This window comes from Mesorhizobium sp. M8A.F.Ca.ET.021.01.1.1 (assembly GCF_003998025.1).
Lineage (GTDB): Bacteria > Pseudomonadota > Alphaproteobacteria > Rhizobiales > Rhizobiaceae > Mesorhizobium.
In genome coordinates this window covers 48,057-61,015 of record NZ_RZSJ01000001.1, presented here as the reverse complement: position 1 = coordinate 61,015, position 12,959 = coordinate 48,057, and the positions used below count along the sequence as shown (strand labels likewise).

At 57.3% G+C, this 12,959-nt stretch carries 11 protein-coding genes; 1 reads left to right on the top strand and 10 read right to left on the bottom strand.

Translation table 11 applies throughout. From position 1 onward, the window contains the following. Window positions 1-2: 2 nt before the first annotated feature. The 4 genes from sctV to EOA36_RS00260 all read right to left on the bottom strand — a co-directional run bounded on the left by sctV (window position 3) and on the right by EOA36_RS00260 (window position 3,950). Window positions 3-2,066, bottom strand: a complete 2,064-nt coding sequence (gene sctV / locus EOA36_RS00275; protein WP_024505383.1) for a type III secretion system export apparatus subunit SctV — start codon at window positions 2,064-2,066, stop codon at window positions 3-5. A gap of 232 nt (window positions 2,067-2,298) precedes the next feature. Next, window positions 2,299-3,189 (bottom strand): hypothetical protein, encoded by an 891-nt coding sequence (locus tag EOA36_RS00270; protein WP_024505382.1) that lies wholly within the window; start codon window positions 3,187-3,189, stop codon window positions 2,299-2,301. A 117-nt stretch (window positions 3,190-3,306) separates the two neighbouring features. After that, window positions 3,307-3,549 (bottom strand): nodulation protein NopA, encoded by a 243-nt coding sequence (locus EOA36_RS37925; protein ID WP_224570034.1) that lies wholly within the window; start codon window positions 3,547-3,549, stop codon window positions 3,307-3,309. 71 nt (window positions 3,550-3,620) lie between these two features. After that, window positions 3,621-3,950 (bottom strand): hypothetical protein, encoded by a 330-nt coding sequence (locus tag EOA36_RS00260; RefSeq protein ID WP_081714433.1) that lies wholly within the window; start codon window positions 3,948-3,950, stop codon window positions 3,621-3,623. Between the two features lie 1,348 nt (window positions 3,951-5,298). On the opposite strand from EOA36_RS00260, the gene EOA36_RS00255 reads away from it, so the two are divergent. Further along, window positions 5,299-7,413 (top strand): hypothetical protein, encoded by a 2,115-nt coding sequence (locus EOA36_RS00255; RefSeq protein WP_245454733.1) that lies wholly within the window; start codon window positions 5,299-5,301, stop codon window positions 7,411-7,413. A 525-nt stretch (window positions 7,414-7,938) separates the two neighbouring features. On the opposite strand, the gene EOA36_RS00250 is transcribed toward EOA36_RS00255, so the two are convergent. The 6 genes from EOA36_RS00250 to sctQ all read right to left on the bottom strand — a co-directional run bounded on the left by EOA36_RS00250 (window position 7,939) and on the right by sctQ (window position 12,924). Next, a complete protein-coding gene (locus EOA36_RS00250) occupies window positions 7,939-8,742 on the bottom strand; it encodes a hypothetical protein (RefSeq protein WP_024505378.1) in 804 nt (267 codons plus the stop codon). Window positions 8,743-9,098: 356 nt separating this feature from the next. Beyond that, window positions 9,099-10,136 carry an EscU/YscU/HrcU family type III secretion system export apparatus switch protein gene (locus EOA36_RS00245; RefSeq protein ID WP_024505377.1) on the bottom strand — a complete coding sequence of 346 codons (1,038 nt, stop codon included), beginning with the start codon at window positions 10,134-10,136 and terminating at the stop codon, window positions 9,099-9,101. Continuing rightward, on the bottom strand, window positions 10,133-10,951 hold the full coding sequence (sctT, locus tag EOA36_RS00240; protein ID WP_024505376.1) for a type III secretion system export apparatus subunit SctT: 819 nt from the start codon (window positions 10,949-10,951) through the stop codon (window positions 10,133-10,135). The genes EOA36_RS00245 and sctT overlap by 4 nt, the downstream gene beginning before the upstream one ends. 8 nt (window positions 10,952-10,959) lie before the next feature. Then, a complete protein-coding gene (locus EOA36_RS00235; protein WP_024505375.1) occupies window positions 10,960-11,235 on the bottom strand; it encodes an EscS/YscS/HrcS family type III secretion system export apparatus protein in 276 nt (91 codons plus the stop codon). A 2-nt stretch (window positions 11,236-11,237) separates the two neighbouring features. Further along, window positions 11,238-11,903: a type III secretion system export apparatus subunit SctR gene (gene sctR / locus EOA36_RS00230; RefSeq protein WP_029354851.1), complete on the bottom strand. Its 666-nt coding sequence runs from the start codon at window positions 11,901-11,903 to the stop codon at window positions 11,238-11,240. Next, the gene (gene sctQ / locus EOA36_RS00225; protein ID WP_095769044.1) at window positions 11,896-12,924 is read right to left on the bottom strand and encodes a type III secretion system cytoplasmic ring protein SctQ; all 1,029 of its coding nucleotides are present in this window, start codon (window positions 12,922-12,924) and stop codon (window positions 11,896-11,898) included. Before sctQ ends, sctR begins: the two co-directional genes overlap by 8 nt. Window positions 12,925-12,959 lie beyond the last annotated feature (35 nt).

Genomic DNA, 12,959 nt, shown 5'->3' with positions numbered 1-12,959 from the left:
GACTACTCTAACAATCCGCTGTTCGATCCGTGCGGGAGTGTGACGGATCCTGCGGGGCGAATTGTAAAGTCGGAGGCGAGGTCTTGATAAGACAGCACGGCGAGATCAACCCCGTTTCGCGTCAGAAAGCCGCGGACGAAACGTCGGACATCCATCGACGTCAACAGAATAGGGCGGGTTTGACCCGGTTCTGCGTTCGAAAGGACCTGACGTATCTGTGATAGCATCGCTTCGCTTTGCCGATCCTCCAGTGCGAGATAGGGGCCTGCATCCGAATCTCGAACCGCGCCACGCATCACATCCTCGCTCTCGCGCTCGACGACCAGGGCGGACACGATGCCCTCCGTGTTGGCATGGCGGTGGCAGATCTGTCGCTTCAAACCAGAACGGACATATTCCGTCAGCAGGGCAACGTTCTGCTCACGCTCGCTCCATTCGGCCAATGCCTCCAACACGAGACGGGTGTGGCGGATTGGGATACCTTCCTCCAGGAGGCGGCGCAGAACATCGGCAATCCGAGGAATCGGCGTCGTGCGTAGCACCTCTTTCACAAGCTCAGAATATTCCTGCTCCATTCGGCCCAGGAAATGTCGGGTCTCTTGGATGCCCACCAATCGCGGTGCGTAGCGGGTCAACGCTGCATGGACGCGCAAGGCGAGGAGTTCGCCGGGAGCCCTATGCTCCGTGCCGGCGCCCGTAAGGGCCTTTGCAGGGGTATGTTCAACCGGGAGTGTGTCCGTTTTCGGCTCACGTCTAAGGGGGACACCGCTCGAGTCGACGTGCGCTACATCGGCTCGGAGCGCCATCTGGTTTGGATCTAAGGCGTCCTGTTCGACTGGCACGCCCTCGACATCAATTCGGAATTGCGATTCAGGCAGCTGCTCGTCAACCAAGACAGGGATGCGAGGAACGATAATGCCCAGATCGGCTGTGACCAGGAGCGAAACGCGCCCAATATGTTTTTGCAATTCGGCTTGATCGACCGCCTGCATAAGATCTGGCGCTAGAAAAAATGCGATCGGGAATTCCTTCGCAGGCGCGGCTTGCTTAGGCTCCGCTGCAGTTCCACCTTTCGCATCGGCAGTGCCGGCGCCCAGCACATCAGCCTTGACAATGCTTACCGCAGCGAACACTGCGGCCAGCATCAGAAAGACGGGGAGGGGAAACCCAGGAACGAACCCCATTACAACCAGGACGCCGGCCGCCAGTCGCAAGGCTCGAGTGCTGGCCGTGAGCTGACTGACCATTTCTGTACCGAGGTTGATCCTCGCCGTCCCAGTCACACGGGTGACGATGGTCGCCGCAGTAATGGAGAGCAGAAGGGCCGGAATCTGCGATATCAATGCATCGCCTATCGTCAGCAGAGTGTAGTGATGCAGTACCTCGCCGAAGGACATGCCCTTGGAGAGCAGGCCGATCGAAATTCCACCCAGCATGTTGATGCAGATAACCACCAGCCCGGCGATGGAATCGCCCTTCACAAATTTCATCGCGCCGTCCATCGCGCCATAGAGTTGGCTTTCCTTCTCCAATTCGGCGCGCCGCCGGCGGGATTCGTTGGCATCGATGTGGCCGTTGCGTAGCTCTGCGTCGACCGCCATTTGCTTGCCCGGCAGAGCATCCAGCGTGAAACGCGCCGCCACTTCTGCCACCCGTTCGGCACCCTTCGCGAGGACCATGAATTGCACCATGGTGACGACCAGAAATATGACGAAACCCACCACGATATTGCCTGAAATGACGAAATCGCCAAAAGTATGAATAATGCTGCCGGCCTCCCCCTCGGCCAGGATCAGTCGCGTCGTTGCGACCGTGAGCGCGAGACGGAATACAGTGGAAATCAAAATAACGCCGGGCAAAGAGGAAAAATCAAGTGGAGTACTGACATACAGGGCAACCATCATCAGCAGTATGGCCAACCCCATATTGAATCCTATCAGGGCGTCGACCACCACGACCGGGATAGGCATGACCATCATCGCGACAGCCAGAAGCAGCATCAACGCAACCATTAAATCCGGGCTGGCCGGCGCACGCTTGATGAAGTCACGCAGGACGTTGGCCATCGAGACACCTTTGCAATCGGTTGAGACTTACTCTGCTGTTACGCCATGAAACGTGGCTTTCGAACTCCGAAGGCGCCTCAGCCTTGGCCAGCGCGTGACCCTGCATGAGAGCCACAAGCAGGCGCGAAATGGCTGGGCAGCAAATGTTTCCAACGCAGCCAGCTTGTCAGCACCGAGCGCGACAGGATGTTTGGCTGGCCATAGAGTGCTGCTTGATGGGGCCTGCGAGCTTTCAATATTGGAGAGCAGCAATGCGGCCATTCCTGCTCAGCAGCACACGGCTGTCCTCAATACGTTCGACCACCCATCCATCAGCCAAAATGGCGCCGACAAAATACTTCTCGCTGTCGATGACAATATATGGTTGGACCCCATGCCACACAGCTTCGACCGCGATTGCGGATGGCGCCTTCTCCTCTTTGATGAGCACTCCGTTCACCAGTGTTAGAGTACCCTTGGTGCGACGATCGAACGATTGCTGAAGCTTCTGCCAGCTGATGACCGATTCAGACGTGACGGTGCCTTCGGCGGTCACAACACCCTTTGCCGACCCAATCTTGACGTCGAGAAGACCCGCTCGATCGACTTCCTCCTGCAGCTCTTGGGCCGCTGCCTCCGTAAGTTCATTGTCAGCGCGGTGACTGATCGTTCTGGACGCGACTTCAGCCCGAAGTGAATTGGGGCTCGATCCACTTGCATTGCCAAGATAGGAGATCGTGCCTGAAAGCGCGCCGATCCCGAGTGAGCTGATTATGACCATGGCGAGCACACCGATCGGTAGGCGCGGTATGCCGGTCGAACCAGGCGGCTCTGCATCCTGCACGGACAAAGCAATGGACATCTCGCCTACGAGCAGGACGACAGGAAGGGGCACAACAACGGACTGGCCTGCGGCGATATTCCGGTTGCCCTCGATACTGAGTCCGGGTGCAAGCGCCTCCAGTTCGATCGACTTGCCAAGAAGAGTTACACGAAGGTGATGCGGTGCCAGTCCCTGCTCGACAAAGACCAAATCGGCATCGAAGCCGCTGCCGATTAAACACTTTTGAAGATCCGTCTTGCCGGTCAGACCGCAATAGTGCCCCGAACGCACTTCGAAACGGAGGGAAACGGCGTCATCCACAGAGCATCTCTCAAACAGGATAGAAGCCGCATGGCAATTGCCATGCGGCTCATTTCGGGACTACGTCGCGTCAATAAGGAGACGCGCTAGGGGGCAGTCTAAAACCCGCTTCCGACATTACGAAACGCGTTCGTCGGCGGCCTTCTTGATGGTCTGGAGATTGGTCGTTAGAGTGCGCAACTGGACACTCCTTTTCGTCGCCTCCAAGCTAACATTGGTTAGTTCCTGCACTTGCGCCTGAAAAGCAGTAGCATCAGCTCCGCTTGTATTGCCGGGAGTGCCACTGTTAGTTTTATCGGTATTGCCGGCGCTACTGGTATTGGTATTGCCTGATTTTTTATTATTATCAACTGCAGCCATGATCATTCCTTTTTCTGTTGGAGTTGTGCCGTCAATAACGGCCTGTATGACCTCACGCCGGATTTCCCGCGTCAGGCATCTTCTGTGTCATCCAAAGCTTCATCGGCCTCAGCCATCGCATCGTTCGCGAATTGGAACGCGAACGATCGCAGGATACTTTGGAAGGCTTCACTTTGTGCTGCAGACTGTGAGTTGTCTTGAAGTTGATCATTTGAAACGGTCCGGTTATCCGCCCGATCGTTCCCGCCAGCTGCCTTGCCATCATTCCCACCAGCTGGCTTGCCATCATTGCCATCAGCCGGCTTGCCATCACCAGAATGCTCGGATTTCGAATCCCCATGGCCCTTTCGGATCAAGGAAGTCCCGAGGTTGCCAACTCCACTCCCAATTGCTGCTATCATCAGGTACTCCGGCATTTGCCATTGGCGGCGACGTGTTAAAGGTTAGCCTCGATCAAGCTAAGGGCGGGAGCTTTCGAGAACCTGACGGCTTTTGACAAAAACCGGCCAGCGCAAAAACGTATGCTCTGCAGGATGTTGCTCTCGCATCGAACAGTCGACCACGATCTCGGCTGTTCGGCCAATCCCGCCGTCCACGCATGCCGCGACCGAATGGCAGCCGCAGCAGCTCGTTTGCATCCTCGATGCTGTGGTGTCGAACAGGAGACACGGTCCACGTGCTGCATGACCGCAATGACCGTATTCTTGCTGGCTCCACGGGCGCACGCAACGAGCAGGAACTCGGTCTTTGCATCACCATTCTCTCGCCTGCACATCACGGCCCGGCGCGGTGAGCTCATTGGCTTCGAGAAGGTCGGCGACCGTACGAACATGGGATGGTCTGCCGGCTTTGGGAGGCCGGTGCGGATCCTCTTCTCACCATATCGAAAGCTTGAAGCGGTCGGATTTTCTTGCCCTGTTCGTGAGAACTCCCATCGTCAGCTAATCGTCAGCCAAGCGGTCTATCTAGGCCGGCCGTGCCTGACCTTCGGATCCAAAGGTCCCGTCTCGACACTTTTTGTAACTATAGATCGAAATGGTCCGCGTGATACGCAACGCACACGCTTCTCTGAAGCAAATGTGTGACTTTGTCGGTGGCGAACGAGAGGAGTGACGCATCAATAAAATCGTCAGGCACGTGTCTAGGAAGGGGAGCTAGCCGAGTTGGTCTGATTTCATTCGCTGTTCCTGGAAATCGGCGGACTGAAGCGCTGATAATCTCAGGACATCGATGGCAACGTTGCGAAAGTCCTGTGAGCTCGGGCCAATCTTGGCCTGCTACTGAGAAGCACTTTGGCGGGAACATTACGCCGTCGCGGGTCTGGCTGACCGTGACGTTAACCGAAAGATGCCGCTGGTCTCGTCAGCCGCCAGCACAATAGCAGCACATTCTCGCCTACTACGGAGACGCAATATGAAGGGCATTGGCCGACCACGGAAATCGCAGGCTGAAACTGGAGCCAGCCGCGCGGGGCGGGCGAGCAGTTCCCTTTCGCAATCAAGTCTTGCTGCGGGAGAAGGTGGACAGTCATTCGATTCCGTTGTGGAGCAGATGCGCTCTGGGGACGCCGATAGGAGGCCCTCCTCCCTTCCAGTTGCGCGCGGTCCAGGCGATGCCCGCGAAAGTCTGCCAGGCGCCTCGATTGGCGAAGATCAAATCCTGAACACACCGCGACGTGGAGCCGCTGCGCCACCACGCGGAACCGTAGCGCCACGTGGCGCAGCCGCAAGGCGGCGCGGTTCTCCCTCCATGTCTGAGGGCGAAGCCATGGCGCCGGTCGGTAGCCAACTATCAACCGCGCAGGTGGAAGGCACCAGCTCATCGTCAAATGAAGATATCAGTCCGACACAGCTCAGAATGAACAGTCTTGTTCAACAACTGACTGATTGCGAGGCTGCGGCCAGGAAAACCGACGTCCCCGAGGAGGCGGTGGAGCTGATCAGTCGGGTCGTCGATGCAGCCTCAGCAATTCTGGAGTACCGCGCTAGCCTGCCTGCGGCTGAGGCGCAGACAATTATGCCAGACGACAAGGTGCGTAGATGTTGCCAGATCGTGTGCGACGCCGCGAATGAAGTAGACAAACTTGGCCTGTCGACGATCACGAAATTGGACAAAAAGACCAAGAAAGCGGCAGGTATGGTCGATAAACTCTACTCCTACTCCCAGGCGGACCGGCAGGAGCTGTTGATTTTAAATGTGGAGAACCACCATACGGCGGCAATTAAGTGGTGGGAAAAAAAGGCATGGCGCTCCGAACGGCAGCGATCCGCCTGCGCTGCCACCGCTAGCCTATCCAGTGGAACGCCCGTGATGCGGGAAGCCGAGCGGTGCGCACTGCGGCTGCGTGCCGGCTCGGTACTGAGTGTCAGGATCTGGCTGGTCCGTGAGCGGATCGGTCTTGCGCGGGCCAAGATTGAACTGCGGGCGAGCAGGTTCGAGCCAGATTTGAAGGAACTCCTCGTCGGTCGAAATGGAGTGGTGCAGCTGATGGCAAGCGCCGCTCAAGAAGCTCTTCGCGCCCTCTCTTTGGCGAAGGGCATAATGGATGATGGCAAAACACTCAACGCTCATGATTGCGCGGTTGTAGAAAAAATCATGGAGCGGCTTTCGGATTTTGGATTGGCGTTGCACGAGGTGCATACCAAGCTAAGCCATACCTACCCAGATGCCGGCCTCCCATTGAAACTGTTCGAACGGATCGTGGACGATGCATGGATCACTGCGCACGATGCCATGCACTTGTTGAACCTGCAGTCTCCGCCGTCAGCCATCATGGCGCCACAGGCCCAGGCGGGCGCTGCGATGCCGGCCAGGGCAGGCGCTGCGATACCGGCTGGCACTGCTGGTACGGCTGCAGTGTCAGAAGGCACTACAGCGCGAAGGAAAGGGAAGTCAAAGCATAAGTCGGCAGCTCGCGCCGGGACTTCTGCCGCCGGGCAGCCATCAACACCAGTCGCTGCGAACGCCGGCACAGTGCCAGCAGCCAAGGTTCTCGCGCGCTCGGATCAAGTTGCGAGTACACAGGTGAGAGCGCAAGAGGTGGCTGCGAGTTCGTCGGGGGCAGGCTCGACAATCGGGGGCGCCGCGTTGTCAATGGAGGTATTGACGGAGCGGCTCAAACGATTGGACGAACTTTTGCAGTTCGATCTGGCCGGTCAGCAAAGCGTCGTCTCCCAAGTGCGCCAGATGAAGCCTGAGGAGGCCGGTAAGGTCGTGGACGATGTGGCCCAGTACCTGCGAGCCCAGGCCATTGAGATGCAAACCTGTCTCGCCGGGTTGCAGGGGCGTAATGTACGCCTGCTACTCACCTCCACCCAGCTACCCAAAGTGCACGAACGCACAGACCAGCTCAAAGGGTTGCTGAACATGGTGCTGGGACAGGCCAACGCATTGAATGAAGGAAAAGCCGGCATTACGACTGATTGCATGAAGACCTACGCATTTCCGGCGCAAAAATACCTGGAACATTTGTGCAATGCCGACGAATTGATGCCGCCGGAGGCACCGGTCGCGCTGCGTGGCGAGCCAGGAAAGCTGTTTGAGATGAAGCTGCAGCCCAAGATGCTGGTCAATGGTGCGATGCCGAGCCCGATGTGGGTGCACATCCACACGAGTCGCCCCGTCATGGCCAGAAACTTGGAAGGGCTGGCTGATTCCGAATTCACCGCTTGCCACGTTAAATCCAACGAACAGCGCGGCTACAATCGAGAGCGAGAGGAAGCCGATGCTAGGTCCGGTCGCGAGAAGGTCATAATTCATCGCGGCAAACTCACCCCCGCTTTCTGTAAGTCCTTGTTGACCTCAGGGCTTGGCCGCCAACCACGCCATTCGCGTGCCGAGCTCCCGTCGGCGCAGGCTGCATGACAGGGCACTCAGAATGCGGCCGGCCACGCTGTGAGTCAGCGAGCATTTCTCCTGGCCAAACCGCGAATGCCGCTGCGCGAGTTGCGGTCCGGCGATTGGAGTCGATCGGCTACCGTCAGGGCCGATTTGCGATGTCGCGTTACCGGCTGTTGACGTGGCGGCGTATCTTGCCTCCCATCCAACTTATCGCCGAGATCGCGCCGCCAAGATCGAGGCGGAAGGTCTTCCTGCGAGCGCGGAGCAGGCATAGCCGATCCGATCGGGATCGGCGCATCGCAACGACCCAACGGTGTGGTGGAGAAAATTGGATTCGGGAGAGCTCGGTTCCAAGAGGCGGAGTTCCGGCCCGAATACAATCCGCTCGCAAGCACCCACGATGCGCATCCGCAGTTTATTGTCTGGGAGATGGGCTGGATTGCTCGGCGGCGCTGGCGCTAAGGCGGGGCTGTCGCCGGACAATTAGCATTCACTGCCAACAGCCTTGCAACCGTCACCAGTTGCAAGGCTCGGCGGCGGGTCGACAAATCACATGAAATCGTCGTCGGACCCGCTATCGCTGCTGTCGCTATCCTCGGTTTTGTGGAGATAGAGTGGAGGTTTGCCTGCACGCTGCCACTCACCGGCACTGTTCTTCGTCCATTTGTCGGGATGCTGCGTAGGGTCAAGCACCAGGTCGCCATGATCCACTTCAACAAACCCCATCGTCTGCGCGCGCGCTTGTGCTTCCGGATTAGCCGCACGCCAATTCAGCAACGGTCGGTCGCCGTCTATCCGAAGTTGATGCTCCAGCAGAATATCGCCCGCATTTTCGACGAGCGGATGGGCGACTTGAAGATCCACTATGGAAGTGACCTCAGTTCGACCAGGAAATTGTTCCCGCCAACTTTCCGATTCGAACTCGTTCATGCTGAATCCGCCTTCCATTCTCAGCAGTCCGGCACTCCGGTCTCCCAATTGGTAACTGAAATATCGCGCGTGCTCCGTATCTCGACGGATGCCATATTGCTGAGCAACGTCCGCGGTGCGCCTGGCTCGTGACGATACGAACTCCGAATACTCTTGAGGATTGTCGGCGATGTGCGTGATTTCATCACCATGAAATTGCCTCACCTGTCTCCTGAAGGAAGTCCTGTTGATCTCCACCACAGGAGGTCGGGAATTGAGGGAGTATGCTTGGGGAGCCGCCGATGATGAGGCGCCGCTACCTTCCGATCCGGATAAGTGCATTCGGGCAAATGTGTCCGCGAACCCTTCGCTTCCTGCATCCGATTGCTCGCCGGCATTATGCGCGCGGTAACTATCGGATGAGCCACCAATTCGACCATACATGACGATTCGTACTCCTATGTTTCGCAACCGAGCTCAAGTTAGCACGGCTGTTCAACATAGGGCGCTTAGTTGACGACTAGCTGACGAGGGCATTCCAACGGCTGCACCAATCAAATCCGCACTGCCGGCCTCAAAACCTCGGACTGCGCCACGCACCGGCCAGCAGAGGCTGCAAGGTCATGCCCGGAGGACTTGCCGTAGTTGCTGGGTGGCAGATCCGAGGGGAGTGATTGCCCCAGGCCCGCGGTTGCGCGGTTGGCCTGACAGAGACACTGGGGCACGGATGGCCAGCCGACATTTGCCACTAGCATGGAGCCAGGTCAGTTTTGAACTGGGCAGTCGTGGACTTCCAATGACTAGGCCAAGCCTGCGGCAAAGAATGCTTTCGCGACAGGCTGGAAATATTGCATAGGAACCGCGTGGCCGAGTTTTGTAGTGCCTATCAGCTGACGCGCTAAGACATGGTCATGGACGATCGTCAGGCGTAGTGCCCGCGCCTCGCTCAACACATGTGAAACGCGCTCACCTTCGGCACGGCAAACTAAGAACGGCACCCCGGTTTCACCGCGAACGTAACGCAGACCGATCAGGACCGCCCTTCCTGTTAAGACCAGCGTGGCGCGATGCACGCCAAGCGCAGGCTCGTCGGCCGCCTCCTCGCGGATGCGACGCTGTTCACCTTTCAACTCTGGCGCTCCTTGCTGATCCTTCGACTCGCGCGTCACTTCGGTATTGGTCATGCGCATTTCGCGCAGATACAACGCGCGCTGGAGCAGAAGATCGATCAGTCCGCCGACCAGCAGTGCGCCGGCGCCAATTCCCATCAGCAATTTTGTCTCCATAAAGATGAGGCCAACACAGCCCATGCCGCAGATCGGCAGAGGGACCATTGTCTTCCACATCCCGAGAAGGACAATGGAAAAGGTTGCGCTGAGAACCAATACCTTGAACATGGTCTTGCAGACTTCGACCATGGAACGAGCAGACCCCAAGCGCTTCAGCCCTTCAAAGGGGTCAATTTTCTTAAAGCTGAGCTTCATCGGCTCCAGAGAGAAGACAAATCCACCATTGGCTAGCAGGCTGGCCAAAATCACCGCGGCGACAAGGGTTCCAAGCAGCGGGCCAACAGCCGCGACTGTGAGTTGGACGAGCACAACCAATGCCTGCGGCACCGCGGTATCGAAAGGTAGGCTCTGCAACTTGGTGGCTAATAGGAGCGCTTCCCGGCATTTGTCCTCGATCACGCTGCCTCTTAGCCAAAGGTAGCCGAGCCCAGCGCAAGTCCCGACCGCGCGGACGAAATCGGAGCTACGTGGCAGCTGTCCTTTTTTGCGCGCTTCACTTAACTTCTTCGGGCTGGCGGCGTGTGTCTTCTCTTCACTTGTGTCGCTCATGGCAGCAATTTGTCGAACCACTCCAGCACGCCGTTGGCACGTGTGACCTCCAGTTTCATGCTCTCCACCAGATAGGCAGCGTAGGTGACCATGAGAACTGGAAAGACAATGTTCTTGATTGCCGGAGACAGTTGGCTCGCCTTAAATTGCGGGGCAAAGCGACGCAGCAGCATCATCGATATATCAATCAGTATCAGGAAGAACACGACAGGCCCCGATACCAATAATGCCGTGCGCATTATGCTGTCGAGAAGCCCCAACAACTCCATTGCTCCTGGCCCACTCAGTGTCGGGTGAAACTGATACACCGGCCAGATCAAGTAGCTGCGGTACAGGACACTGATCAAAGTTTCCAGGCCTCCTGATCCGACGAATATGGCAATCGCAGTGATCCCCAGAAAAACGCCCATCGCGGAAGCCTGACTGTTCGTCGCGGGATCGGCCGAAGCGGTCGGGCTGCTGATGCCGCGTTGGTTGTCGATAAGCTCCCCGGCAGCCTGAAGGCCCCAAAGCGGAATGCCAAGAAAAGTGCCAAGGAGTACACCGACAAAAACTTCCTTGAATCCGAGCAGGGTTAGCTGGATCAGGCGCGTATCAGGATCCAGCGCCGGCAATCCGCCGCTGACGTGTGCCAGGCATGGTAGTGCGAAGCCAACAGCCAAACAGCCCCGGATCAGCCCACTGATCTGCGAGCGTGTGAATACGGGAAAGATCAGCATGATGCCCATCGCGCGGGCTGCCCCAAGACCTGCCGCAACGACGAGTTCGAGAGCCGTCTGGATCAGAATTTGAATATCGGCCGATGGCGCGTCCATGGGGCGGACTAGTAGCTAAGTGTCATTGCGGGAAACTCGGTGAAGATCTGATCGGCTAGCTCTATGAGCGGGGCGCTTAGCACAGGAGCAAACAGCCCAATCACCGCGACAACGACCAGAAGCTTCACGGTGAGCGGCAAGCTTTCATCCTGGATCTGCGTCGCCGCCTGGAGGATGCCGATGACGAGGCCGACAACCACTGATGCAATGAGCGGCGGTAGAATCCAGATCATGAAAACCACCAGTGATTGGCTCATAAGAGTAATGATGCTGGATTCAGTGATGATCAGCCTCCCGGTAACGTATAACTCAGCACAAGCCCATGCATCAATTTTGACCAACCATCAATGGCAACAAACAAGAAGATCTTGAACGGGACAGATATAACAGTTGGTGAGACCATCGACATACCCATTGCCATCAAGATAGTTGTCACTATCAGATCTATAACAATAAAAGGCAGATAAAGTAGAAATCCTATCTCAAATCCGCGCTTCAATTCTGATAGCAAGAAAGATGGTACAAGTATTGCAAAGTCATCAGGCGTGGCTGCAGCGTGCATTTCCTCTGGCCAGACCTTTTCTGTCGAAGATAGGAAAAATCGCCGCTGCTCTTCATTTGTGAATTTCTTGAGATGCTCGCGCAAGGGCTCACTTCCGGCTTTAGCGGCGCTTACCCAGTCGTCGAATGTCTGATAGTGGAGCTTGGGATCCGACATGCGGTCATAGGTCTGCTCAGCAACGGGCGCACTAACGAACATAGTGAGGATCATCGCCGCGGCGTACAGCACCACATTGGGTGGTATGGTCTGGGTCCCGAGCGCATTGCGGACGAGGAAAAGAACAATTGATACCTTTACAAAGGCCGTTGTCGTGGCAACTGCTAAAACCAGCAGACCGAGTCCGGCGGTAACCGCAAGAAGCGCCAGGATTGTCGGCTGAGCTTCACTCATTGCATGCAAACCCGCCACGGAGCCTGATGCCCAGCTCTTCTCCGATGCGGACAATGTCGCCACGCCCGATACGCTGACCATTGGCCACTATGTCGACCGGGCCGTCGATCGGCCATCCAAGTTCAAAAATATGCCCTTCGCCGGCACTTCTTAATTCCCCAAGAGAAATAGGCCAGCGGCCGCATTCAAAGACAAGCACGATCTCGACATCGTCGAGATCCTTAGTAAGCTCCAGTTGCGATCCGGGTTGTGTCATATGCGCACTCTCCAAAGGACACGGTCGCGGGCGGAAAGGCCCCCGCAAGATTAATTCATCGCCGTCAAGATCCGCCTCGGCGCACAACTGGCCGACAGCTAGGGTGATCTGGCCGCGGCCGAACGGCGCAATATCGGGCAACAATGCATCACCGACACATGCGCTTCGAAGAAGCGCCGCAGGAAGGCGAAGCGTGCCGACCTCTCCTGCAACAATGAGCGGGAGCTCTGGAGGCAGCCCGCCCAGCTGCCGCGGCAACTGGGCAAGCAGTTCGCCTAGCGCGCGAAACGCAGGCGGTACTAAGCCGTCAAGTGGCGTGAACAGGAATAGACGGCCCTTGCCCTTGACCGCGCCGAAAATGATGTCGAGTTCAAGATGAGGAGCCAGCATCGTGGCTTCGCATACCCGCACGAGTTGCACGTTCAGACGCGTCGTCTCCTCCAGTCGAGTGACAAGCGGCTCCAGAGCGAGTTCGAGAATTAGCGAAGCAGTTGGCTCGGAAGGGAAGGCCAAGCCGTTCTGCACTGTCGTGATGAACTCCTCTACGAGCGGGCGCGACAGTGACAAGATGACCGTTTCGGCTCCCACTCTCCAGACGCAGTCAAGCATCGGAATGGCAGCAGGTTCCTGCTGCCAGACAAGCCCTGCCGTTCGCACCGATAGCGGCACCTCGTTGATCCGGCTTTGAAACGGCGTGCGCGGCGCTGCTGTATCATTGAGCCACGAGACAACCGTGTGGGACAGTTTCAGAACTGGTTCGAACATGGCGGGTGTGACCGCAGCGCCTATCAAAGACTGCA

Bases quoted from the DNA above. Each gene is read 5' to 3' on its own strand.
- sctV (WP_024505383.1), bottom strand. From the start codon at position 2,066: ATGGCCAACGTCCTGCGTGACTTCATCAAGCGTGCGCCGGCCAGCCCG.
- EOA36_RS37925 (WP_224570034.1), bottom strand. From the start codon at position 3,549: ATGGCTGCAGTTGATAATAATAAAAAATCAGGCAATACCAATACCAGT.
- EOA36_RS00260 (WP_081714433.1), bottom strand. From the start codon at position 3,950: ATGATAGCAGCAATTGGGAGTGGAGTTGGCAACCTCGGGACTTCCTTG.
- EOA36_RS00255 (WP_245454733.1), top strand. From the start codon at position 5,299: ATGTCTGAGGGCGAAGCCATGGCGCCGGTCGGTAGCCAACTATCAACC.
- EOA36_RS00250 (WP_024505378.1), bottom strand. From the start codon at position 8,742: ATGTATGGTCGAATTGGTGGCTCATCCGATAGTTACCGCGCGCATAAT.
- EOA36_RS00245 (WP_024505377.1), bottom strand. From the start codon at position 10,136: ATGAGCGACACAAGTGAAGAGAAGACACACGCCGCCAGCCCGAAGAAG.
- sctT (WP_024505376.1), bottom strand. From the start codon at position 10,951: ATGGACGCGCCATCGGCCGATATTCAAATTCTGATCCAGACGGCTCTC.
- sctR (WP_029354851.1), bottom strand. From the start codon at position 11,903: ATGAGTGAAGCTCAGCCGACAATCCTGGCGCTTCTTGCGGTTACCGCC.
- sctQ (WP_095769044.1), bottom strand. From the start codon at position 12,924: ATGTTCGAACCAGTTCTGAAACTGTCCCACACGGTTGTCTCGTGGCTC.